The organism is Streptomyces sp. MK7, assembly GCF_032658145.1.
Lineage (GTDB): Bacteria > Actinomycetota > Actinomycetes > Streptomycetales > Streptomycetaceae > Streptomyces > Streptomyces spiralis.
This window is the reverse complement of the sequence record NZ_JAVACL010000021.1, coordinates 41,336-63,747: the sequence shown is the minus strand read 5'-3', so window position 1 is coordinate 63,747 and position 22,412 is coordinate 41,336. Positions and strand designations below refer to the sequence as shown.

The window sequence follows — 22,412 nt, the reverse complement described above, 5'->3', positions numbered from 1 at the left end:
CCGGTCGCGCGGCGGCCACAATGTCACGCGGCACTATCGCGCCATCATGACGACAGTCACAGATAAGTGATAACTTCGAGGGGAAGAACTCAGCAGGCACAGGCAGTCGCGCTCGAGGAGCGCCGAGGAGGCCGTACGTCATGAGTCCTTTCACCGGCTCCGCCACCCGCACCTCCGAATGGCGCCACCTGCGCGTCAAGCTCGACGACGGCGTCGCCACGGTCACTCTCGCCCGACCCGAGAAACTCAACGCGCTCACCTTCGGCGCCTACGCCGACCTGCGCGACCTGCTCGCCGAGCTGTCCCGGGAGCGGGCCGTGCGCGCCCTGGTGCTGGCCGGCGAGGGACGCGGCTTCTGCTCCGGCGGCGACGTCGACGAGATCATCGGCGCCACCCTGTCCATGGACACCGCCGAGCTGCTGGACTTCAACCGGATGACCGGGCAGGTCGTACGGGCCGTACGGGAGTGCCCGTTCCCGGTGATCGCGGCGGTGCACGGGGTGGCGGCCGGGGCCGGGGCCGTGCTGGCGCTGGCCGCCGACTTCCGGGTGGCCGATCCGAGCGCCCGCTTCGCCTTCCTCTTCACCCGGGTCGGCCTGTCCGGCGGCGACATGGGCGCCGCCTATCTGCTGCCCCGGGTGGTCGGGCTCGGCCACGCCACCCGGCTGCTGATGCTGGGCGAGCCCGTGCGTGCCCCCGAGGCCGAGCGGATCGGCCTGATCAGCCAGCTCACCGACGAGGGCCACGCCGACGAGGCCGCCCAGATCCTCGCCCGCCGCCTGGCCGACGGACCGGCCCTCGCCCACGCCCAGACCAAGGCCCTGCTCACCGCCGAGCTGGACATGCCCCTGGCCGCGTCGGTCGAAATGGACGCCGCCACCCAGGCCCTGCTGATGAACGGCGAGGACTACGCCGAGTTCCACGCGGCCTTCACCGAGAAGCGGCCGCCGAAGTGGCGGGGGAGGTGAGGGCCGGGTGACCGGTGCGAGGAGGATCGCCGTCATCGGCGGCGGCCCCGGAGGCCTGTACGCGGCGGCCCTGCTCAAGCGGCTCGACCCGGCCCGCGAGATCACCGTCTGGGAGCGCAACGCACCCGAGGACACCTTCGGCTTCGGGGTCGTGCTCTCCGACGAGACGCTCGGCGGGATCGAGCACGCCGACCCGGTGGTGTACCAGGCCCTCCAGCGGGACTTCGTCCGCTGGGACGACATCGACATCGTGCACCGCGGCACCCGGCACACCTCCGGCGGCCACGGCTTCGCCGCCCTCGGCCGGCGAAGGCTCCTGCAGATCCTGCACGAGCGCTGCCGCTCACTCGGCGTCGAGCTGCGCTTTCGCGCCGAATCACCGCACCCGGCCCGGCTGACGGAGACGCACGACCTGGTGATCGCCGCCGACGGCGTGCACAGCGCCACCCGCGAGGCCTACGCGCACATCTTCCGGCCCCAGGTGACGAGCCACCGCTGCCGTTACATCTGGCTCGCCGCCGACTTCCCCTTCGACGCCTTCCGCTTCGAGATCGCCGAGACCGAACACGGCGTGATGCAGCTGCACGGCTACCCCTACGCCCGCCCGTCGCCCGACCACCACCCCTCAACGAGGCCCTTCGGGCCGCACGACCCATCCTCATCGACGGTCATCGTCGAGATGCGCGAGGAGGTGTGGCGGGCCGCCGGATTCGACGAGCTGGACGAGACGGAGTCCGTCGAACGCTGCGCCAAGATCTTCGCCGACGCGCTCGGCGGACGCCCGCTGCGCTCCAACAAGTCCGCGTGGACCACCTTCCGCACGGTCGTCAACGAGCGCTGGTCGCACGGCAACCTGGTGCTGCTCGGCGACGCCGCCCACACCGCCCACTTCTCCATCGGCTCCGGCACCAAACTCGCCGTCGAGGACGCCCTCGCCCTCGCGGCCTGCCTCCGGGAACGGCCGTCGACCGCCCAGGCGCTCGCGGCCTACGAGGAGGAGCGCAGGCCGGTGGTCGCCTCCACCCAGCGGGCGGCCCGGGCCAGCCTGGAGTGGTTCGAGAACCTCGGCCTCTACCTCGACCAGCCGCCCCGCCGGTTCGCCTTCAACCTGCTCACCCGCAGCCGCCGTGTCACCCACGCCAACCTGCGGCTGCGCGACACCCGCTTCACCGAGGCCGTCGAGCGCGAGTTCGGCTGCCCGCCCGGCACGCCCCCGATGTTCACCCCGTTCCGGCTGCGCGGACTGACCCTGCGCAACCGGGTCGTCGTCTCTCCCATGGACATGTACTCGGCAGTCGACGGCGTCCCCGGCGACTTCCACCTCGTCCACCTGGGCGCCCGGGCCCTCGGCGGCGCGGGCCTGGTGATGACCGAGATGGTGTGCGTCAGCCCCGAGGGCCGGATCACCCCGGGCTGCGCCGGACTGTGGACCGGCCGGCAGGCCGACGCCTGGCGGCGGATCACCGAGTTCGTGCACCGTCAGGCGCCGGGTACCGCGATCGGCGTGCAACTCGGGCACAGCGGGCGCAAGGGCTCGACGAAGCTGATGTGGGAGGGCATGGACGAACCGCTGCCCGAGGGCAACTGGCCGCTGGTGGCCGCCTCCCCGCTGCCGTACCGGCCGGACAGCCAGGTCCCGCGCGAGCTGTCCCGCGCCCAACTCACCGACATACGCGAACAGTTCGCCTCCGCCGCGGGGCGCGCCGCCCGGGCCGGCTTCGACCTCCTCGAACTGCACTGCGCCCACGGCTACCTCCTGTCCGGCTTCCTCTCCCCGCTGACCAACCACCGCACCGACGCCTACGGCGGCAGCCTGGAGGGGCGGCTGCGCTTCCCGCTGGAGGTCTTCGACGCCGTCCGCGCGGTGTGGCCCGGGGAACGCCCGATGACCGTCCGTATCTCCGCGACCGACTGGGCGGAGGGCGGCACGACGGCCGAGGACGCCGTGGCGATCGCCCGCGCCTTCGCCGCGCACGGCGCCGACGCCGTCGACGTCTCGACCGGGCAGGTGGTGGCCGGGGAGCGGCCCGAGTTCGGTCGGTCGTACCAGACGCCGTTCGCCGACCGGATCCGCCAGGAGGCCGGCGTCCCCGTGGTCGCGGTCGGCGCGATCTCCTCCTGGGACGACGTCAACTCCCTGATCCTGGCCGGGCGCGCCGACCTGTGCGCGCTCGCCCGCCCGCACCTGTACGACCCGCACTGGACCCTGCACGCCGCCGCCGAGCAGGACTACCGGGGACCCGGCGTCGCCTGGCCGGTGCCGTACCGGGCGGGCAGCCGCCGCCCGCAGACCGGCCGCGCGGACGCCCCGAAACCCCGGCTCACGCTGGCTCACGCCGCGGAGCCGACGCCCTCCGGCGAGGTGTAACCCCACGCCTGGCACAGCGGCCGCAGCGCCGGGGCGATCTCGTCGTCCGCCGGCAGCTCGCGGCCCGGCTGCACCGTGCCCGTGCGGACGTTGTCGCGCCAGTCGCCGAGGCCCCTGATCAGCTCCGTGCCGGCCTTGCCGCCGTACCGCAGCATCGCCGGCTCGTAGTCGACGCCGAGGAACGCGCACAGGCGGCGCATCTCCCGCTCCGGATCGGCCGTGACGTCCTCGTAGCGCACCGTGCAGCCACCGGTGTCGGCCCGGCGCACCTTCTCCACGGCCGTCATGTAGCGCAGCGCGTCGGTGACGGCCGTGTCGTAGGGGCGCTTGACGGGGTCGCTCTCGTGCCAGGAGCGGACGATCGACTCCGGGTGGCGCAGCAGCAGGACGAACCGCGCGTCGGGCCAGCAGTCGAGGATGCGCTCGTACATGAAGGCGTTGGCCGGGGTCTTCTCGACGACGACGTCCTTGCCGGACCTGACCAGCTCCCGGTGCAGGACACGGTCCCACAGCAGATGCTCCAGGTCGCCGCGGTCCAGGCCGAGGGCGCTCATCGCGCGCTGCGAGTGCCAGTTGTTGCAGATGACGTCGGTCCTGCCGAGGTGCAGTTCGTGCGGGGCGTGCAGCCGTGAGTGGGCGCCCAGCATCATGCGCAGCAGCGTGGAGCCGGAGCGCACGGAGGAGATGATGAACACGGGCCGCCGCAGCAAGCGCTCGACGGGCAGCTCCTGCTCCGACGGACGCCGGTAGGTGACCGCCGGCTGCGCGGACTCCGCCGCGCCGGGCTCCGACGGGGCCGCCCGGGAGGCCTTCCGCACCTGGAGGCCGGTCGTGGCGGTCAGTGCCCGGTTCAAGTTCCGCATGAGACTCATGTGCCGGACGCTAAGTAAGAACTCTGAGAAGACGATCGGAGCAGGCTGAGGGTTCTCTTACCGGACTCGAATGTGCCGCACCCCATGCCTTGCTGTCCGTGGGGTCCGGCAGGACCGCTGTCATGGTCCGGTGACGCCCGCGAAGACCGCTCCCGCGTCCCGCAGCCGCTCGTGCAGCCCCCGGAAGACCGCCGCCGAGCGAGCGCCCGGCCAGTCGGCGGGCAGCAGCCGGGCGGGCAGCCCGGGGTCGGCGTAGGGCAGGTGGCGCCAGGAGTCCAGGACGAGGAGGTAGTCGCGGTAGGCCTCCTCGGGCGGGGTGTCGGCGCGCCGCTCCCAGGCGTGCAGCACATGCGCGTGGCGGCCCAGGAACGCCTCGTGCTGCTTGGCGATCGCCGCCAGGTCCCACCAGCGCCCCACCGCCGCGGCGGTCGGCGTGAAACCCAGGTGCTCGCCGCGGAAGAAGTCCACGTACGCGTCCAGCCGCAGCCGCCGCAGCGTGTGCCGGGTCTCCTCGTACAGCCGGGCCGGGGCGATCCACACGCCGGGCGCCGCCGTGCCGAAACCGAGCCCCGCCAGCCGGGAGCGCAGCACATGCCGCTTGTTCCGCTCCGACTCCGGTACGGAGAACACCGCCAGCACCCAGCCCTCGTCCGCGGGCGGAGCGGTCGCGTAGATGCGGCGGTCGCCGTCGTCCAGCAACTGCCGTGCCTCGGGGGACAGTTCGTAGCCCGCCGCGCCCTGTGCGGTGCGGGCCGGCACCAGCAGCCCGCGCCGTTTCAGCCGGGAGACCGAGGAGCGTACGGAGGGCGCGTCCACGCCGACCGCGGCCAGCAGCCGGATCAGCTCGGCGACGGGCACCGGGCCCGGGGCGAAGCGGCCGTACGCGCCGTACAGCGTGACGATGAGGGACCTCGGGGCGGGCTGCGTGGGCTGCTCGGACACGTTGATCATTTTAGGTCGTCGGCGACGCCGCCGGTCACCGTCACCGGCGCCCGTCAACCGCGCGATTCCCGTCCGCGGCGCGGCTGCCGTCCGCCCCGCGCAGCCGGAACCGCTGCAGCTTGCCGGTCGCCGTGCGCGGCAGCGCGTCCAGGAACACGATCTCGCGCGGGCACTTGTACGGCGCCAGCTCGGACTTCACGTGCGCGCGCAGCCCCTCCGCGTCGCGCGCCGCACCCTCCTTCAGCACGGCATAGGCCACCACGACCTGCCCGCGCGCCTCGTCGGGCCGTCCGACGACCGCCGCCTCCACCACGTCCGGGTGACGCAGCAGCGCGTCCTCGACCTCCGGCCCGGCGATGTTGTACCCGGCCGAAATGATCATGTCGTCGGCGCGGGCCACATAGCGGAAGTACCCGTCGGGGTCGCGGACATACGTGTCACCGGTGACGTTCCAGCCGTCGCGCACGTACACGCTTTGCCGCTCGTCGGCGAGGTAGCGGCAGCCGACGGGCCCCTGCACGGCGAGCAGCCCCGGCTCGCCGTCGGGCACGGGCCGGCCCCGCTCGTCCTGGACCCGCGCGTGCCAGCCCGGCACGGGAACGCCGGTGGTGCCCGGCCGGATGTCGCCGTCCGCCGCGGAGATGAAGATGTGCAGCAACTCGGTGGCGCCGATGCCGTTGACGATGCGCAGACCGGTGCGCTCGTGCCAGGCGTGCCAGGTGGCCGAGGGCAGGTTCTCCCCGGCGGACACGCAACGCCGCAGCGACGAGATGTCGTACGCGTCGCCCGTGCCGAGCGCGTCGAGCATCGTCCGGTAGGCCGTGGGGGCGGTGAACAGCACGGACACCCGGTGCTCGGCGACGGCGGCCAGCAACTGCCGCGGGTGGGCCTCTTCGAGCAGCAGGGCGCTCGCGCCGGCCCGCAGCGGGAAGACCACCAGCCCGCCCAGCCCGAAGGTGAACCCGAGCGGGGGACTGCCCGCGAACACGTCGTCCGCGCGCGGCCCCAGGACGTGCCGGGAGAAGGTGTCCGCGATCGCCAGGACGTCCCGGTGGAAGTGCACACAGCCCTTGGGGCGGCCGGTGGTGCCCGAGGTGAACGCGATCAGCGCCACGTCGTCGGCGGCGGTGTCCACGGCCGGAAACGGGGTGTCGGGCGCCGGGCGGCGCAGCAGGTCGTCGGGGGCGTCGCCGCCGTACGTCGCGAGGGTGAGCCCGGGCACCTCCGCCTTGACCAGGTCGTCGACGGACCGGATGTCGCACAGGGCGTGCCGGATCCGGGCGATCTCGCACATCGTGCTCAGCTCGTGCGGGCGCTGCTGGGCCAGCACGGTGACGGCGACCGCGCCCGCCTTGAGCACGGCCAGCCAGCAGGCCGCCAGCCACGGCGTGGTCGGGCCGCGCAGCAGCACCCGGTTGCCGGGGACCACGCCGAGGCCGCCGGTCAGCACGTGCGCGATGCGGTCGACGCGGGCGCGCAGCTCGCCGTAGGTCCAGGTCTCCCCGCTTCCCGTACGGAACGCGGGGCGCCCGGCGTCGACCCCGGCCGAGGGGTCCAGCAGCTCGGCCGCGCAGTTCAGCCGGTCGGGGTAGCGCAGCTCCGGCAGGTCGAAGCGCAGCTCGGGCCACTGGTCCGGGGGCGGGAGGTGGTCGCGCGCGAAGGTGTCGACGTGCGCCGAGACCGTCGGCGGCCGAACGTCGTCCCCGGTGGAAACCGTAGGGTCCATGGCGGTTCGCCCCTCGTCGTCGTGGGCCAGGGCCTGTCCGGCGGTTGCCCGACAAGCCCCACCCTTGGAGCGTATCGTGTTGGTGACGGCAGTCAACGGTGCGCGATACGGTGGGAGTGAACCCCGGTTGCCTCCGGGGGAGGGAGGACCGGCGAATGCCCGCATTCTCGCTCGAACCGGAACAACTCGCCTGGTGTGCCGAGCTGCGTACCCTCGCCGCCGACCGGCTGCGCCCGCTCGCCGAGAAGGGCGAGCCGGGCCGCGTCAACCACGCGCTCCTCGCCGAACTGGGCCGGCTCGGCCTGCTGGAGCGCCTGTTCACCTCCGGCGCCCTGGACCTGTGCCTCATGCGGGAGTCCCTGGCCTACGCCTGCACCGAGGCCGAGACCGCACTCGCCCTCCAGGGTCTGGGCGCCCATCCGGTCCACGCCCACGGCACGCCCGCCCAGCGCGATCGCTGGCTGCCCGCGGTCACGGACGGCAGCGCGGTGGCGGCCTTCGCCCTGAGCGAGCCGGGCGCGGGCTCGGACGCGGCGGCGCTGGGCCTGCGCGCGGAACCGGAGGGTGCGGAGGGCGAGGGCGGTGGGCCGCCCGGCGCCGGGGGCCCGCCAGGCTCCGACTCCGCGGAAGGCGCGGCCAGGGGAACCGGCGCCGGACGCGACGGCGAGTCCGGCGCGTCACCGCTGGTCGAACCGGGCGCCACACCCCTCGCCGGACCCGGCGGCCTCCAGCTCACCGGCCCCGGCGGCTCACCACTGGCCGAGCCCGGCGGTGCACCGCTGGTGGATCCCGGCGCCGGCCCCCTCGGCAGGCCCCGTGGCGCCAGGCCGCTCGCCGCGTCCGGCACCTCACCCCTCGCCGAGCCGCACCGCTCTCCCCTCGCGGCGGCCGGCACCTCGCCCGCCGCCGCCGCCTCTCTCACCGCCCGTCCCGAGGGCGCCGCCCGCTGGCGGCTCACCGGCCGGAAGTGCTGGATCTCCAACGCCCCCGAGGCCGACGTCTACACCGTCTTCGCCCGCACCACACCCGGCGCCGGATCCCGTGGCATCACCGCCTTCCTGGTCCCCGCCGACCGCCCCGGCCTCACCGGCAGCGCACTGGAGATGCTCTCCCCGCACCCCATCGGCACCCTCGACTTCGACGGCGTCCCGGTCACGGCGGACGACGTGCTCGGCGAGGTGGACCGCGGCTTCCGGGTCGCGATGGGCACCCTCAACCTGTTCCGGCCCAGCGTCGGAGCCTTCGCCGTGGGCATGGCCCAGGCCGCCCTGGACGCCACCCTCGCCCACACCGCCCGCCGTGAGGCGTTCGGCGGCACCCTCAGCGAGCTGCAGGCCGTCGCCCACCAGGTCGCCGAGATGGCCCTGCGCACCGAGGCCGCCCGGCTGATGGTGTACGCGGCGGCCACGGCGTACGACGACGGCGCCCCGGACGTCCCCCGGCGCGCCGCCATGGCGAAGCTCCTCGCCACCGAGACCGCCCAGTACGTCGTCGACACCGCCGTACAACTGCACGGCGCCCGCGCCCTGCGCCGGGGCCACCTCCTCGAACACCTCTACCGCGAGGTGCGCGCACCCCGGATCTACGAGGGGGCGAGCGAGGTGCAACGGTCCATCATCGCCAAGGAGTTGTATGCCATGCATGCGCGAGAGGAGGCGGAGTGACCGCCGAACGCGTCAACCCGCCGGAGCTGTCCCCGGCCACCGGCTTCTCCCACGCCGTGGTCGCCACCGGCTCCCGCGTGGTGTTCCTGGCAGGCCAGACGGCACTCGACTCCGACGGCAAGGTGGCCGGCGACACCCTCCCCGAGCAGTTCGAGCGCGCCCTGACCAACCTCCTCACCGCCCTGCGCGCCGCCGGCGGCACCCCCGCCGACCTGGCCCGCGTCACGGTCTACGCCACCGACCTCGCCGCCTACCGCGCCCACGCCCCCGAACTCGGCCGCATCTGGCGCCGGTCGGCGGGCCGCGACTACCCCGCGATGGCGGTCGTGCAGGTGGTCCGCCTGTGGGACGAGGAGGCGATGGTGGAACTCGACGGCCTCGCCGTCCTGCCCTGACACACCCGTCACGGGGCTCGTCGGAGCGACTGACCGCCGTACTCCGGGACTCGCCACCGAAGGGGTGAGGATCACAGCCGCGGGCGCCGCCGTTGGGTACCAGTGGAAGCCCCCACCCACGTCAGCGAACCCGGGAGGCTTCATCCCATGACCGTAAGACCCGCACGGTCCGTACGTTCCGCGCGTCCCGTCCCCGGCGCCCTCGGCGTGGCCGCCGCGATGCTGCTCCTGGCCGCACCGGCCACGGCCGCGTCGGCCGCCGACGACACGGTGACCGTCGACCCGACGGCCCGGCTGGCGGCCGACGGCACCGTCACGATCTCCGGCACCTACCGCTGCACCGGCGCCGACGGCCCGGTCTTCGTCAGCTCCGGCATCAGCCGGATGGACTCCGCCACCCGCTACGGCATCGGCGGCACCCGAGCCGTGTGCGACGGTGCCGAGCACACCTGAGCGAACACGGGCAAGCCCTCGGACGCCCTGGACCCGGGCACCGCCCACGTAGAGGCGACCATCATGGAACTCACCACCCAGGGCGGCCTGCCCCTGCTGCCCCGCTTCCACGCGGTCGGCGAGCAGGACGTGACCCTGCCCCGAGCCTGACCGGCGGCCGGCGGCTCCGCGACGCCGCCGTCACACCCTCCGGATGGAGGCGAAGGTGACCACACCCGTTCCCTGCTGTTCGTCGCGGCCACCCGCGCCCATGACACCCTGCGGATCAGCTGGTACGGCAAGCCGAGCCCTTACCTGCCCAAGTGAGGTGTGCGAGAGCCCCGCCGTCCTTGAGCGGGCGGCAGGGCTTTCGCTTGACGTACGACCGTCAGGCCTCCCCGACGAACCCGGCCCACGCCTCACGTGACACACGGACGACGGGCCCGGTCACAGTCTTGGAGTCACGGATGTGCACGGTTCCCCTGTCGGCCGCGACCTCAATGCAGTCGCCGCCCTCCGCGCCGCTGTAGCTGCTCTTGAACCAGGTGAGGCCGGACGCGACGGCCGAGGACTCAGCGGTGTTCATAGCTCTCCCAGCAACCTCTCGATGAACTCCAGGGACTCTCGTGGAGTGAGAGCCTGCGATCGGATGATCCCATAACGAGCAGCGGCGAGCGCTGCCTGCTGTGGGTCGGTCTGAAGGGTGCTGGATCCCTGCGCCTCGGTGTACGCAAATTTCTTGCCATCGTCACGTGTGACGACCGTGAACGCTCCGTCCACGCCCGCGCTTTCCTCGCAGTCGAGCGGCATGACCTGGATCTCGACGTTTCGCTTCTGTCCGACGAGTAGCAGATGCTCCAACTGCCCGCGAAGCACGTGCTTTCCACCAAGCCGACGCTGCAATACCGACTCGTCCATCACGAAACTGAGAAGTGGTGCCGGCTGCCGGTCGAAGATGTCCTGCCGGGCCAACCGGGCGGCCACGCGCTGCTCGATGGTCTCCTGGTCCAGAGGGGGCCGCCGCATAGCCAGTACCGCCCTCATGTACTCCTCGGTCTGAAGCAGGCCCTTGACTACCAGCGTGTCGTACGAGAGCAACTCGATGCCCTCCTTCTCCAAGGCTGCCATCCCCTGGAAGAACACCGGATACTGAGCCCGTTCCACCTGCTCCTTCCACACCGTCAGCAACCCGCCCGCGTCCAGAACCTCGTCCGCCCGCTCGATGGTCCGGGGCGACGGAATCCGCCGCCCCTGTTCGTACGACGCGACCGTGGACGCCGAGTATCCGATCCGCCGTCCGAACTCCTCACGCTCCAGGCCCGCTCGCGCCCGCAGCGTCTTCATCGTCTGCCCGAACGCGATGACCACGGCCTGGCCGGACGTGTCCGCCGTCGCCTGTCCCGCGTCGTCCGCCACCACGGTCTCGGCCCTCTCGTCCGTACCCTCGGTCATCGCCACCGCCTCCCTGGCCCAACGCCGCCCCGGCGGCCTCGTCACGCCGCGCACCTCGTACCCGCACCACCTCCACGCGTACAACGGCCCGCGTCGGTGCGTCACCACTGGTCACGCTACGCGACCACCGACACCGTTGTCGGCATGACGAGCCAACTCCCCAGCCCCACCAGCACACCCCAACCCGACCGCCGCGTCGACGACTTGAGCCACACCTTCGAGATGCGTTTCACCTCCACTCCACGCGGTGCCCGCCTCGCCCGCCGACTGGCCGCGCACCGGCTGGACACCTGGGGCATCCCGTACGGCACCGGCCCGCACGAAGAGATCGTGCTGGTCCTCGGCGAGCTGACCGCCAACGCCGTACGGCACGGCCACGTGCCCGGTCGGGACTTCCATCTGCTCCTGCACGTGATCGCACCCGCCCGCACGGTCGGGATCGAGGTCACCGACACCCGCACCGAACGCACGCCACCTCGACCGGAAGCGCTGCCCGCCCCCGGCTCCGAGGACACCCATGGCCGAGGGCTGCTCCTGGTCGCGGCGCTCGCCACCCGCTGGGGTTGGCACCTCCGGCCCGAAGGCCCGGGCAAGACCGTGTGGGCGGAGTGCGTGTGCGCAACTCCCACGTGAGCCCGTGACCGGGGTGGAAGAATGTGCCGGGATGACCTCCAGCGACTACACGCCGTTCGCTCACCTCACCGCCCCCAACGCCCCTCTCTACCGTCAGGTGATGCGCGCGTTCCTTACGGCCAAGGAGCGGTTCGCGGTGCATCTGCGGCCGGAGGACGTGTACGCCGCATTGGACGCGGGGAACCGGCCCGCCGACCTCGAAGCGGTGACGCAGGCGCTGGACAAGCTCGTGGAGTGGGGCAACCTGCGGGCCGACCCCGATCACGCGCGGGTGACAGCGGTCGAGGACTTCTACCGCAGGCGGTTCATCTACCAGCTCACCCGGGCCGGTGAGGCGGCCGAGGCGGCGCTGGGGACGTACGACGAGGTGCTGGGGCGGCGCGGCGAACTCCAGGCGGTCGCACTGCACGACATCGTCACGCAGCTGCGGGCGCTGCTGGTGATCGCCTCGGAGGACGAGCCCGACCCGGCCAAGACGTACGTCGCCCTGTCCGTGCTGACGGCGAGGTTCACCGACCTCGCCGACAACGCCCGCGCCTTCATGGGCTCGCTCCAGCGCACCATCGACCTGCACGACATCGAGGTCGAGGCGTTCCTCGCCTACAAGGACCGGCTGATCCAGTACCTGGAGCGCTTCATCCAGGACCTCATCACCCTCGGCGGGCGGATCGCCCTGCTGATCGGCGAGCTGGAGGAGCAGGAGCGGGTCGGTCCGCTGCTGCGACTCGCCGCCGCCCGCGAGGCCGCCGACGCCGCTCCCGAAGACGCCGGGCGGGCGGAGGCGGTGGCGTACGAGCGGTGGGCGGCCCGGTGGTCGGGGCTCGCCGAGTGGTTCGTGTCGGGGGAGGGGCGGGAGTCGCAGGCCAGGCTCCTGCGCGGGCGGGCGCTCAACTCGATCCCGCAGCTCCTGGCCGTCGTGCGGCAGCTCAACGAGCGGCGGGCCGGACGCTCGGACCGCTCGGCCGACTTCCGCACCCTCGCCCGCTGGTTCGCCCAGGCGCCGGACGACGTGGCGCGGCACCGGCTCTGGCGCGTGGCGTTCGGGCTGCACTCCTCACGGCACCTCACCGTCGACGCCGACACCCTCGCCGAACGGGCGGCCTCCCCGGAGCCGGCCTCCACCCCGTGGAGCGAGGCGCGACCACTCAGGATCAGCCCCCAGCTGCGCCGCACCGGCAGCTACGAGCGGCGCGGCCGGCCGCGCCGGGTGGCCGACCGGAGCGAGGCGAAGCGACGGCTCGCCGAGATCGCCGCCCGGCAGACGGAGGAGACCAGGAGGGCCCGGGACCGCCTCGTGACGGGCGGGCCGGTGCGGCTCTCCCGGCTCGGCGAACTCGACCCCCTCGCCTTCCAGTTGTTCCTGCGGCTGCTCGGCGACGCGCTCGCCACCTGGCGGCCGGGCACGACCACCACAGCGGCCACCAGCGGGGACGGTTCGATGGAGATCCGGCTGACCGCCCTCGGCGACGGATCGACGGCCGAAGTGCACACCCCCGACGGTGTGTTCAGCGGCCCCGACCACCTGATCGACATCGTCGACCTCACGGTGGGGCACGGCGGCCGGCCCGTACCGGCACCCGTCTCCGTCTCCGCCCCTGTCTCCGTTCCCGTCCCCCGACGGGACACCGCTCCCCAGCTCGCGGAGGACCGATGAGCGGCCCCCTCGCCGAGGTCCTCGACGGCCAGCGGCAGGCCGACCTCCAGAAGGCCGCACGCGCCCTGCTGAAGGAGCCCCTGCTCACCGCCGACGGGCCGTACGCCGATGAGTTCCGGCTGGTGCGCCGGCACGCCGCCGAGCTGCGGGAGTGGTTCGAACGCAATGTCGGCTGGGCGCTGCGCACGGACGCCGACGCCGCACGGCTGCGCAAGACGCCGGGCACCCTCACCGACGCCACCCACCCGGCACGCGAGGCCGCCCGCAGCGCCCTGCCGTTCACCCGGCGGCGCTACGTCCTGCTCTGCCTGGCCCTGGCCGCGCTGGAACGGGGCGAGGCGCAGGTGGCGCTCGGACGCCTCGCCGAGCAGGTCGTCCTGGCCGCCGCCGATCCCGAACTCGTCGCCGCCGGGATCACGTTCAGCCTGGAGCGGCGCGACGAGCGTCTCGACCTCGCGGCCGTGGTCCGCCTGCTGCTGCGGCTCGGGGTGCTGCGGCGGGTGGCCGGCGACGAGGACGCCTATGTCAGCGGAGCGGGCGACGTGCTGTACGACGTGCGGCGGCGCGTGCTCGCCGGGATGCCCGCGTCCCTGCGGGGCCCCTCCATGGTCGAGGCCGAGGGCTTCGAGGAGCGCCTGGCGGAGATGACCGCGTGGACCGCGCTCGACAGCGACGAACTCAGGTTCCGGACGGTCCGCTGGAAGCTGACCCGCATCCTCCTGGACGACCCGGTGCTGTACTACGACGACCTGACCGACGAGGAACTGGTCTACCTCACCCGGCAGCGCGGCTTCATCACCGCCCGCATCAACGAACTGACCGGACTCGTCCCGGAGGTACGGGCCGAGGGCATCGCCATGGTCGACCCGATGGACGATCTCACGGACGCGCGCATGCCGGAACAGGGCACCCACGGCCACATCACCCTGCTGCTGGCAGGGCACCTGGCCCGGGCGACCGGACCCGTCCAACCGGCAGAGCTGGCGGCCCGCGTACGGCAACTGGCCGTGGAGCACGGGGGATTCTGGTCGAAGTCGGCGCGGGAACCGGGCGCGGAACCCGAACTCGTCGAGCAGGCGCTGACCAAGCTGGTGGCGCTGGGACTCGCCGAACGCACGGAACGGGGCGTCGTACCGCGACCGGCCCTCGCCCGGTACGCGGTCGGCGAGCCCGTCGTCAGGGAGCCCGGACGGCCACGCCGGCCCGCCACCACGACCTCGCAGCCCGTGCAGCCCGTGCAGGACGAAAGGTGAACCGCCCCGTGACCGCGCTCCCCGGCCCCGAGTACTCCGGACCCGCGCTTCCCGCTCCGGCGCCCGGCCGGTGGCGGCCTCTGCGCATCGGACTCGTCGACCTCTTCCACTACGACGTCGAGGAGTTCTGGTTCCGCGACGGCCGGCTGCTGCTGCGCGGCAACAACGGCACCGGCAAGTCGAAGGTGCTTGCCCTCACCCTGCCGTTCCTCCTGGACGGCGACCTCTCCGCCCGCCGCGTCGAACCCGACGGCGACCCGGGCAAGCGCATGGAGTGGAACCTGCTTCTGGGCGGCGCGCACCCGCACCCCGAACGGCTCGGTTACACCTGGATCGAGTTCGGACGGCTTGACGGCGCCACCGGCGAGGCGTACTTCCGCACGCTGCTGTGCGGACTGAAGGCGGTCGCCGGACGCGGCATCGCCCGCCACTGGTTCGCGGTCACCGACCAGCGCATCGGCGCCGGCCTCGACCTGCTGGACGCGACCGGGACGGCACTGTCCCGGGACCGGCTCGCCGAGGCCGTAGGCGGTCACGGCATGGTGTACGACACGGCGAAGGCCTACCGCAGAGCGGTCGATGAAGCGCTCTTCGGGCTCGGGGAGCGGCGTTACGGCGCCCTCGTCGACCTCCTGATCCAGCTGCGCCAGCCCCAGCTGTCCAAGCGCCCCAGTGAGGCCGCCCTGTCCCGGGCGCTGACCGAGGCACTGCCGCCGATGGACCAGGCGGTCGTCGCCGACGCGGCGGAGGCCTTCCGGTCGCTGGACGAGGAGAAGGAGGAACTGCGGGCGGCCCGCGAGGCCGAACAGGCGTCCTCGGCCTTCCTCGACCACTACCGCCGCTACGCCCGCCTCGCCTCCCGGCGCCGGGCCCGCCTGCCCCGCCGTGAACACGCCCGGTACGAGAACCTGCAACGGGACATCGCCAGGGCACAGGCGGACCGGGACCGGGCCGTGGCGGACCGCGAGGAGGCCCGGGCGAGGGACACCGCCCTCAGCGAGCGGGCCGCCCGGCTGGCTGCCCAGGACGCCACGCTGCGGTCCCGGCCCGAGATGCGCGACGCCCGTGCGCTCGACCAGGCGGCGGACGACGCCTCCCGCACGGCCCGAGAGCTGAAGCGGGCCGAGGCGGACCGGCGTACGGCCGCCGAGGCACACACCCGGGCCCTGGGCCGGCTCGCCACCGCGGACAACCGGCTCACGGCCGCCCGGAAGCTGCTGGACGGCATCCGGGACCGGGTGGCCGAGAGCGCCACGGCCGCCCGGCTCGACGTCCCCAGGACGGAGGGAGCCCCAGACACGGTCCTGCGCCGGGAAGCGGACGAGGCGACGGCGAGCAGGCGGCGCGCCGTCGAGCACGTGGCGGAACTCGCCATGCAGGCCGAGAAGGCTGAGGAAGAGCACCGGGCCGCCCGGCTGCGCGCCGACGAGGCCGACGAGGAGGCCGTGCACGCACAGGAGCGGCTGGCCGAGGCGGAGGAGAGCGTCGCCCGGGAGGCGCGGGCACTGACCGCGGCCGTGCGGGAGCACCTCTCCGGATGCGTGGAGCTGCGGGTGCCCGGGCTGCCGGGAGTCCTGGACGCCGTACAGGACTGGGCCCGCTCCCTCGACGGCACGCTGCCGGCCCGCACGGCGGCAACCGAAGCGCATCGCGCCGCGGCCTCTCACCTGGCCGACCGGGCAGCCGGACTGGCCCACCGTGAGACGGTGACGGCCGAGCGGCAGCGGCAGGCGGCGCAGGAACTGACCGACCTGGAAGCGGGCGGGGAGCGCGGCCCGTCGGCCCCCCACACCCGCACACCCGGTGTGCGGGACCGGGGCCCCGGTGCTCCGTTGTGGCGGTTGGTCGACTTCCGTCCGCACGTCCCCGAGGCCGACCGTGCGGGACTGGAAGCCGCGCTGGAGGCCTCGGGACTCCTCGACGCCTGGGTCCGGCCGGACGGCTCCGCGGTCGCCGCGGACGGCCACGACGTGCTGCTCGACCCGGTCGGACTGCTCGGCGGAACCGGCCTCGACCGCGCGCTGTGCCCGGCGGTCGATCCCGCGGACGCGGGGGCCGCCGCCGTGGGGGAGGAGACGGTCGCACGCCTGCTCTCCTCGATCGGGCTGGCCGCGGGCGGCGTGCCCGCGCCCGGCGAAGCCCCCAGGGAGGGCAGCGGCCACGACACCTGGGTCTGCGCGGACGGACGCTTCCGCGTCGGGGCGCTCATCGGAAGCTGGGCCAAGGACAGCGCCCAGTACGTGGGGGAGGGAGCGCGGGAACAGGCGCGTCGTGTTCGGATCGGAGAACTGCGCGCCGAGATCGACGGCTTGACGGCGGAGCGGAAGCAACTGGCCGAGGAGTCCCGCGTCGTGGCCGAGAGCCGTGCTGTACTGGACGCCGAACTCGTCGCAGTGCCGGGCGACGACGACCTGCGGCACGCCCACGCACGCGTCTCCGCCGCGACCGAAGCGGTCCGCCGCGCCCGCGCCCGGCGGGACGAACGGGCCGCGGAACTCGCTCCGGCGGCACAGCGGGCCGACCGCGCGGCGGCCGAACTCGCCGACACCGCGGACGCCCTGAACCTCCCCACCGAGCCCACCGCACTGGGCACCGTGCGCCAGGCGCTCGCCGACCACACCGCCCTCCTCGCGGCCCTGTGGCCCGCACTGCACGAACGAGCGGAGGCCGAGTGCGCGGTGGCTGGTGAGCGGGAGGAGACCCAGCGGGCCGAACTCCTCGTGTCCGAGCTCGCGGAGCGAGCTGCGGAGGCGGCCCGGGTGGCTGCCGCCGCGGACGAACACCTCACGACGCTCCGCTCCACCGTCGGAGCGGCAGTCGCCGAGCTTCAGCGGCAGTTGGAGGAGTCGGCCGAGGCAGCCCGGGCATGCGAGCAGGAACAGCGGCAGGCCCGGGCGGCGTTCGGTGACGCCGACGGGCGGGCCAACCGCGCCGAGGGCCGCATCGAGCGGCTCGCCGAGGACGTCACCGAGGCGACCGCCGCACGCGAGGAAGCCGTCGCGGCGCTCCAGCGGTTCGCCGCGACGGGACTGCTCGCCGTCGCGCTGCCCGATCTCGCCGTACCGGACGACGGCGCGGGAACGTGGGCGGCGACTCCCGCCATCGCCCTCGCGCGGGCTGTGGAGTCCCGGCTCTCCTCCGTAGATGACACCGACGCGGCCTGGGAACGCGTGCAGAAGCGGCTGAGCGAGGAGTTCGGCAGGCTCCAGGACGCGTTGTCACGGCACGGTCACACCGCCACCGCCCGCCCCAGCGAGGACGGCATGCGGGTCGACATCGTCTACCAGGGCCGGGAACGGGCCGTGCCCGAACTCGCCGAGGCACTGGCTGTGGAGGTCGCCGAACTGACCCGCATCCTGTCCGCACGCGAACGCGAGATCCTCCAGAACCATCTGATCACCGAGGTCGCCGGGACGCTCCAGGAACTGATCGGGGCGGCCGAACGGCAGGTGGCTGACATGAACAGGGAGCTGGAGGAGCGCCCGACCTCCACGGGCATGAAGCTGCGGCTGGTGTGGAGAGCGTCCCGCCGGGCCCCGCAGGGCTTGGCCCAGGTACGCGAACGGCTGCGTCAGTCCGCCGACGCCTGGTCGCCCGAGGACCGGACCGCGGTCGGCGCGTTCCTCCAGGAGCAGATCGCCCGCCGGCAGGCCGACGACAGCGCCGGCAGCTGGCTGGAGGACCTCACCGCCGCCCTCGACTACCGGTCCTGGCACGAGTTCGGCGTCGAACGCCACCAGCACGGCAAGTGGGTGCCGGCCACCGGGCCCGCCTCGGGTGGGGAACGGGTACTGGCCGCGTCCGTACCCCTGTTCGCCGCCGCGTCCTCCCACTACGCGAGCGCGGGCGGCGCGTACGCCCCGCGCCTGGTCACCCTGGACGAGGCGTTCGCCGGCGTCGACGACGACTCCCGCGCCAAGTGCCTCGGGCTGCTACGCGCCTTCGACCTCGACGTCGTCATGACCAGCGAACGCGAATGGGCCTGCTACCCCCAGGTGCCGGGCATCGCCATCGCCCAGCTCGCGCGCGTCGACGACATCGACGCCGTGCTGGTGACGCGATGGGAATGGGACGGCAGCGAACGGCGGCGCGGCACGAAGCCCGGTGCCCGGCCGGACGCGCTCGGGGCGGCTGCCGGCGCCGCCGACTCCGGCGAGAGGTCCGATAGACCGGTGCGTCCTTTCGGTGAGCCAAAGTGGACCGCCGCCGCCGACAGCACCGACGTGTAGGGGGCCCTGTGGACGTGAAGCCTTTGGAGACCCCGCCCGACCGCGACGGAGGCCCGGCGGCGGGCGGACGCGCAACACCGCCGGACGCCACCGGGGACGCGGTGCCGACCGGGCCGCCACCGGCGGAAGCCAGGACCGACGTGGATACCGAACGCCTCGGACGTCTGCTCGGCGATCCCGGTCTCGCCTGGTTCGTGGACCGCGTGCGGCAGCGCATGTCACGGGGCCGGCCGCTCACCGGCTCCGTCACCTTGTCCGACCCCGACGCATCCCAACGGCGCGCCGCTGAACGCCTGCTGGGACGGGCACCACGATCCAGTGGCTCCCTCAGCATTCGCCTCGCCACCGTGGATGAGATCCTGCGTCGCTCCGGCGTCAGCCCCGACGGACTGGCGGTGGCCGTCGTCGCCCTCACCGGCCCGGTCGTACTCCGGGCCGAGACACGGAACAGGGAGGAGCGGGCCTGGGAGGAGGCGTACGCCCCGCTGGGCCTCCTCGACGCGGAGCTGGCCCGCTGGGCCGAGCGAATCCGCCGTGACGGTCTCGTACGGCGCCTCGCCCGTACGCCGGAGGTCGCGGGCCCCCTGGTGGAGGCCGCCGTGCGCGCATTGCGTGCCCTGCCCGCGTCACCCCCGACAGCGCGGGCGACGTTCGCGGCACGGAACCTTTCGGGCGCCCACGCGCTGGATGACGGGACGCCGCTCGCCACTCTCGTCCTGTCCGGCATCCGTTGCCTCACCGGCTTCCCCGACGGCTCCGGTGCGCAATGGCGGCGGGAGGCGTGGGCCTCGGTGGGCTTGCTCAAGGACGACCTGTCATCGACCGTCCTCACCCTCAACCTGCGCGGTACTCCAGCCCTCGACTGGATGGCCGACGCGGGGGAGCCGACGGTGCTGACGCTCCGCTCCCTCACCGGTCGCCCACCGGTTGCCTCCGCCCCCACGACGGGAACCGTTCACATCTGCGAGAACCCGGCCGTGCTGTCCGCCGCCGCAGACACCCTCGGCCCGGCGTGCCCGCCCATGGTGTGCCTCCAGGGGCAACCGTCGGCCGCCGCGCTCACCTTGCTGCGCGACCTGTCCACGCACGGAGCCCGCCTGCTCCACCACGGCGATTTCGACTGGGGCGGTGTACGCATCGCCGCGGCACTGGCGAGAAGTGTCCCTTGGCAGCCGTGGCGCTACACGGCCGCCGATTACCGGGCAGCAGTGCCCGCAGTGGCCGAAGCCCTGGACCTGACGGGCCCGCCCGCCGCAACGCCCTGGGACCCCGCCCTGGCCGTCGCGCTCGCCGAGTGCGGTGTCCGGGTGGAGGAGGAAACGGTGCTGGACGACTTGCTCACGGACCTTGACCGGCTCGCACCGAGGCGGCTTTGAAGCGCGGCGGGCGCAGAATTGGACGAACACCGAGTCACTGACAAGCGGAGCTCTGTCACCTCGGGACGTTCCGGGGACGCACCATGTGGAATCGCGCGGCGACCGGAAACCTTTGATCCAGGACGAAAGTCCCGGAGAAGTCCCACAGGCGCCGCCACCTCCCGTCTCGCCGCGTGTCTATGCAGGTCATCGGGAGCTGACGGCGCCTTTCTCTGAGAACTTCAGATGTCCCGGAAGATCTCGATCTGTGCCCCGATCGAGTTCAGGCGCTCGGCGAGGTCCTCGTAGCCGCGGTTGATGACGTAGACGTTGCGCAGCACGGACGTGCCCTCCGCGGCCATCATGGCCAGCAGGACGACGACGGCGGGACGCAGGGCGGGCGGGCACATCATTTCGGCGGCGCGCCAGCGGGTCGGGCCCTCGACGAGGACGCGGTGCGGGTCCAGCAACTGAAGGCGGCCGCCGAGGCGGTTGAGGTCCGTGAGGTAGATCGCACGGTTGTCGTAGACCCAGTCGTGGATCAGCGTCTTGCCCTGGGCCACCGCCGCGATGGCCGCGAAGAACGGCACGTTGTCGATGTTCAGGCCGGGGAACGGCATGGGGTGGACCTTGTCGATCGGCGCCTCCAGCTTGGAGGGGTGCACGGTCAGGTCCACCAGGCGCGTACGGCCGTTGTCGGCCACGTACTCCGGGGTGCGGTCGTGGTCGAGGCCCATCTCCTCCAGCACCGCGAGCTCGATCTCGAGGAACTCGATCGGCACCCGGCGCACCGTCAGCTCGGATTCGGTGACGACCGCCGCGGCGAGCAGGCTCATCGCCTCCACCGGGTCCTCGGAGGGGGAGTAGTCCACGTCCACGTCGATGTCCGGCACGCCGTGGACGGTGAGCGTGGTCGTGCCGATGCCCTCCACCCGGACGCCCAGCGCCTCCAGGAAGAAGCACAGGTCCTGGACCATGTAGTTGGAGGAGGCGTTGCGGATGACGGTCACGCCGTCGTGGCGGGCGGCCGCCAGCAGCGCGTTCTCGGTCACGGTGTCGCCGCGCTCGGTCAGCACGATGGGGCGGTCCGGGCGGACGGCGCGGTCCACGGTGGCGTGGTACTGCCCCTCGGTGGCCGCCACCTCCAGGCCGAACCGGCGCAGCGCGATCATGTGCGGCTCGATGGTGCGGGTGCCGAGGTCGCAGCCGCCCGCGTAGGGCAGCTTGAAGCGGTCCATACGGTGCAGCAGCGGGCCGAGGAACATGATGATGGACCGGGTGCGGACGGCCGCCTCCGCGTCGATGGCGTCCAGGTCCAGGTCGGCCGGCGGCACGATCTCCAGGTCGACGCCCTCGTTGATCCAGCGGGTGCGCACGCCGACCGAGCCCAGCACCTCCAGCAGGCGGTACACCTCCTCGATCCGCGCCACCCGGCGCAGCACCGTGCGCCCCCGGTTGAGCAGCGAGGCGCACAACAGGGCCACGCAGGCGTTCTTGCTCGTCTTCACGTCGATGGCGCCGGACAGCCGGCGGCCGCCGACCACCCGCAGATGCATCGGTCCGGCGTAGCCCAGCGACACGATCTCGCTGTCCAGGGCTTCTCCTATGCGGGCGATCATCTCAAGGCTGATGTTCTGATTGCCGCGCTCGATGCGATTGACGGCGCTCTGACTGGTGCCGAGCGCCTCGGCGAGCTGCGCCTGCGTCCAGCCGCGGTGCTGCCGGGCGTCACGGATGAGCTTGCCGATGCGTACGAGGTAGTCGTCTGCCATGAGGTTGAGGTTATCTCAGATATGAGATGGTGCCCGTCAGGGGGGTCCATTCGGGTGAGCGACCGTCAGTGACCCTGCCGCCAGGGCCCCGACGGTGTCGCACGGCGTGTCGCGCCGCGTCGTGGACGTCCGGAACATCCTGGCAAATCCGTCCATGTCGGATGCCATCCACGTCCGTTGCTCCGGCCGTCGTCGGATCCTCTCTCGGATACCCCGACTCGGCCTGCCGATGTGTCCTCCCGTCGAGCCGATCCCGCGTCGGGTGCGCTGCGCCCGGTGAGCGCCGGCTCGAGGGTCTGCCGCGCTGCATGACCGAAGACGCCGTCGACCGCAACAAGATCATTCGTGGTGGGGCCGCCGAGACCGGTGCCGCCTTCGGCGGTCTGCGGCAGCAGTTGGCCGCCTTCGATCCGCTCGTCGTACGGGTGGAAGGACTGCCGGCCGAGGGCGACCGCGTGGTGGCCCGGGTGACCCGGCGCGGAACACGCCGGAACACACCGGGACACACCGGAACACACCGGGGCACGCGCCCCCGGATGCCCGCGCCCACGGGCCGGAGGGAGGCCCGCTGTGGCCCGCTGTGCGCGGGCATGGAAGGCCGCGCCCGCGCGGGCCGCGCATGACCATTCGGCCCCCATGTACTAGAGTTATCTCGACATCGAGATATCTGCCGAGGAGCACCGCAGCCGCCACCCCT

16 protein-coding genes and 3 pseudogenes are annotated in these 22,412 nt (G+C 73.1%); 13 read left to right on the top strand and 6 right to left on the bottom strand.

The annotated features are described in order from the left end of the window. The first annotated feature begins 140 nt into the window (after positions 1-140). Together R2S09_RS22695 and R2S09_RS22690 are read left to right on the top strand one after the other, a co-directional pair. Positions 141-968: an enoyl-CoA hydratase family protein gene (locus R2S09_RS22695; protein WP_306184402.1), complete on the top strand. Its 828-nt coding sequence runs from the start codon at positions 141-143 to the stop codon at positions 966-968. A 7-nt stretch (positions 969-975) separates the two neighbouring features. Then, positions 976-3,336: a bifunctional salicylyl-CoA 5-hydroxylase/oxidoreductase gene (locus tag R2S09_RS22690; protein ID WP_316742902.1), complete on the top strand. Its 2,361-nt coding sequence runs from the start codon at positions 976-978 to the stop codon at positions 3,334-3,336. Here R2S09_RS22690 and R2S09_RS22685 read toward each other — a convergent pair. The 3 genes from R2S09_RS22685 to R2S09_RS22675 all read right to left on the bottom strand — a co-directional run bounded on the left by R2S09_RS22685 (position 3,300) and on the right by R2S09_RS22675 (position 6,876). Then, positions 3,300-4,208 (bottom strand): sulfotransferase, encoded by a 909-nt coding sequence (locus R2S09_RS22685; protein WP_316742901.1) that lies wholly within the window; start codon positions 4,206-4,208, stop codon positions 3,300-3,302. The two genes, R2S09_RS22690 and R2S09_RS22685, sit on opposite strands and share 37 nt — an antisense overlap. Before the next feature lie 120 nt (positions 4,209-4,328). Continuing rightward, positions 4,329-5,159, bottom strand: a complete 831-nt coding sequence (locus R2S09_RS22680) for a PaaX family transcriptional regulator C-terminal domain-containing protein (RefSeq protein WP_316742900.1) — start codon at positions 5,157-5,159, stop codon at positions 4,329-4,331. Between the two features lie 31 nt (positions 5,160-5,190). Then, positions 5,191-6,876 (bottom strand): AMP-binding protein, encoded by a 1,686-nt coding sequence (locus R2S09_RS22675; protein WP_316742899.1) that lies wholly within the window; start codon positions 6,874-6,876, stop codon positions 5,191-5,193. Between the two features lie 155 nt (positions 6,877-7,031). Here R2S09_RS22675 and R2S09_RS40620 point away from each other — a divergent pair. The 5 genes and pseudogenes from R2S09_RS40620 to R2S09_RS40615 all read left to right on the top strand — a co-directional run. Beyond that, a pseudogene (locus R2S09_RS40620) lies at positions 7,032-7,298 on the top strand (acyl-CoA dehydrogenase); the annotation flags it as partial. A gap of 117 nt (positions 7,299-7,415) precedes the next feature. Next, the gene (locus R2S09_RS22670; protein WP_399144437.1) at positions 7,416-8,540 is read left to right on the top strand and encodes an acyl-CoA dehydrogenase family protein; all 1,125 of its coding nucleotides are present in this window, start codon (positions 7,416-7,418) and stop codon (positions 8,538-8,540) included. Next, positions 8,537-8,935: a RidA family protein gene (locus R2S09_RS22665; RefSeq protein ID WP_306184395.1), complete on the top strand. Its 399-nt coding sequence runs from the start codon at positions 8,537-8,539 to the stop codon at positions 8,933-8,935. Before R2S09_RS22670 ends, R2S09_RS22665 begins: the two co-directional genes overlap by 4 nt. A gap of 147 nt (positions 8,936-9,082) precedes the next feature. After that, positions 9,083-9,538: pseudogene (locus R2S09_RS22660) on the top strand (DUF6299 family protein). 51 nt (positions 9,539-9,589) lie between these two features. After that, a pseudogene (locus tag R2S09_RS40615) lies at positions 9,590-9,694 on the top strand (DNA helicase); the annotation flags it as partial. Positions 9,695-9,755: 61 nt separating this feature from the next. On the opposite strand, the gene R2S09_RS22655 reads toward R2S09_RS40615, so the two are convergent. Next, positions 9,756-9,953: a DUF397 domain-containing protein gene (locus R2S09_RS22655; RefSeq protein WP_306184393.1), complete on the bottom strand. Its 198-nt coding sequence runs from the start codon at positions 9,951-9,953 to the stop codon at positions 9,756-9,758. Then, positions 9,950-10,819, bottom strand: coding sequence for a helix-turn-helix transcriptional regulator (locus tag R2S09_RS22650; RefSeq protein ID WP_316742896.1), 870 nt, complete (start codon positions 10,817-10,819; stop codon positions 9,950-9,952). The genes R2S09_RS22655 and R2S09_RS22650 overlap by 4 nt, the downstream gene beginning before the upstream one ends. Positions 10,820-10,963: 144 nt before the next feature. Between R2S09_RS22650 and R2S09_RS22645 the strand changes: the two genes are divergently transcribed. The 5 genes from R2S09_RS22645 to R2S09_RS22625 all read left to right on the top strand — a co-directional run bounded on the left by R2S09_RS22645 (position 10,964) and on the right by R2S09_RS22625 (position 19,964). Next, positions 10,964-11,452 carry an ATP-binding protein gene (locus R2S09_RS22645; RefSeq protein ID WP_316742894.1) on the top strand — a complete coding sequence of 163 codons (489 nt, stop codon included), beginning with the start codon at positions 10,964-10,966 and terminating at the stop codon, positions 11,450-11,452. 31 nt (positions 11,453-11,483) lie between these two features. After that, positions 11,484-13,106 carry a TIGR02677 family protein gene (locus R2S09_RS22640; RefSeq protein ID WP_316742893.1) on the top strand — a complete coding sequence of 541 codons (1,623 nt, stop codon included), beginning with the start codon at positions 11,484-11,486 and terminating at the stop codon, positions 13,104-13,106. Next, the gene (locus tag R2S09_RS22635; protein ID WP_306184387.1) at positions 13,103-14,359 is read left to right on the top strand and encodes a TIGR02678 family protein; all 1,257 of its coding nucleotides are present in this window, start codon (positions 13,103-13,105) and stop codon (positions 14,357-14,359) included. Before R2S09_RS22640 ends, R2S09_RS22635 begins: the two co-directional genes overlap by 4 nt. Positions 14,360-14,367: 8 nt before the next feature. Next, complete coding sequence (locus R2S09_RS22630; protein ID WP_316742892.1) at positions 14,368-18,588, top strand: TIGR02680 family protein; 4,221 nt, start codon at positions 14,368-14,370, stop codon at positions 18,586-18,588. A 140-nt stretch (positions 18,589-18,728) separates the two neighbouring features. Continuing rightward, positions 18,729-19,964 carry a TIGR02679 family protein gene (locus tag R2S09_RS22625; RefSeq protein WP_306184383.1) on the top strand — a complete coding sequence of 412 codons (1,236 nt, stop codon included), beginning with the start codon at positions 18,729-18,731 and terminating at the stop codon, positions 19,962-19,964. A gap of 221 nt (positions 19,965-20,185) precedes the next feature. On the opposite strand, the gene R2S09_RS22620 is transcribed toward R2S09_RS22625, so the two are convergent. After that, positions 20,186-21,715, bottom strand: a complete 1,530-nt coding sequence (locus R2S09_RS22620; RefSeq protein ID WP_306184381.1) for a UDP-N-acetylglucosamine 1-carboxyvinyltransferase — start codon at positions 21,713-21,715, stop codon at positions 20,186-20,188. Positions 21,716-21,741: 26 nt separating this feature from the next. On the opposite strand from R2S09_RS22620, the gene R2S09_RS22615 reads away from it, so the two are divergent. Then, a complete protein-coding gene (locus tag R2S09_RS22615) occupies positions 21,742-22,338 on the top strand; it encodes a nuclear transport factor 2 family protein (protein WP_316742890.1) in 597 nt (198 codons plus the stop codon). Positions 22,339-22,412: the final 74 nt, after the last annotated feature.

Bases quoted from the DNA above. Each gene is read 5' to 3' on its own strand.
- R2S09_RS22680 (WP_316742900.1), bottom strand. From the start codon at position 5,159: ATGATCAACGTGTCCGAGCAGCCCACGCAGCCCGCCCCGAGGTCCCTC.
- R2S09_RS22615 (WP_316742890.1), top strand. From the start codon at position 21,742: ATGGTGCCCGTCAGGGGGGTCCATTCGGGTGAGCGACCGTCAGTGACC.
- R2S09_RS22640 (WP_316742893.1), top strand. From the start codon at position 11,484: ATGACCTCCAGCGACTACACGCCGTTCGCTCACCTCACCGCCCCCAAC.
- R2S09_RS22695 (WP_306184402.1), top strand. From the start codon at position 141: ATGAGTCCTTTCACCGGCTCCGCCACCCGCACCTCCGAATGGCGCCAC.
- R2S09_RS22655 (WP_306184393.1), bottom strand. From the start codon at position 9,953: ATGAACACCGCTGAGTCCTCGGCCGTCGCGTCCGGCCTCACCTGGTTC.
- R2S09_RS22650 (WP_316742896.1), bottom strand. From the start codon at position 10,819: ATGACCGAGGGTACGGACGAGAGGGCCGAGACCGTGGTGGCGGACGAC.
- R2S09_RS22620 (WP_306184381.1), bottom strand. From the start codon at position 21,715: ATGGCAGACGACTACCTCGTACGCATCGGCAAGCTCATCCGTGACGCC.
- R2S09_RS22645 (WP_316742894.1), top strand. From the start codon at position 10,964: ATGACGAGCCAACTCCCCAGCCCCACCAGCACACCCCAACCCGACCGC.
- R2S09_RS22675 (WP_316742899.1), bottom strand. From the start codon at position 6,876: ATGGACCCTACGGTTTCCACCGGGGACGACGTTCGGCCGCCGACGGTC.
- R2S09_RS22635 (WP_306184387.1), top strand. From the start codon at position 13,103: ATGAGCGGCCCCCTCGCCGAGGTCCTCGACGGCCAGCGGCAGGCCGAC.
- R2S09_RS22685 (WP_316742901.1), bottom strand. From the start codon at position 4,208: ATGAGTCTCATGCGGAACTTGAACCGGGCACTGACCGCCACGACCGGC.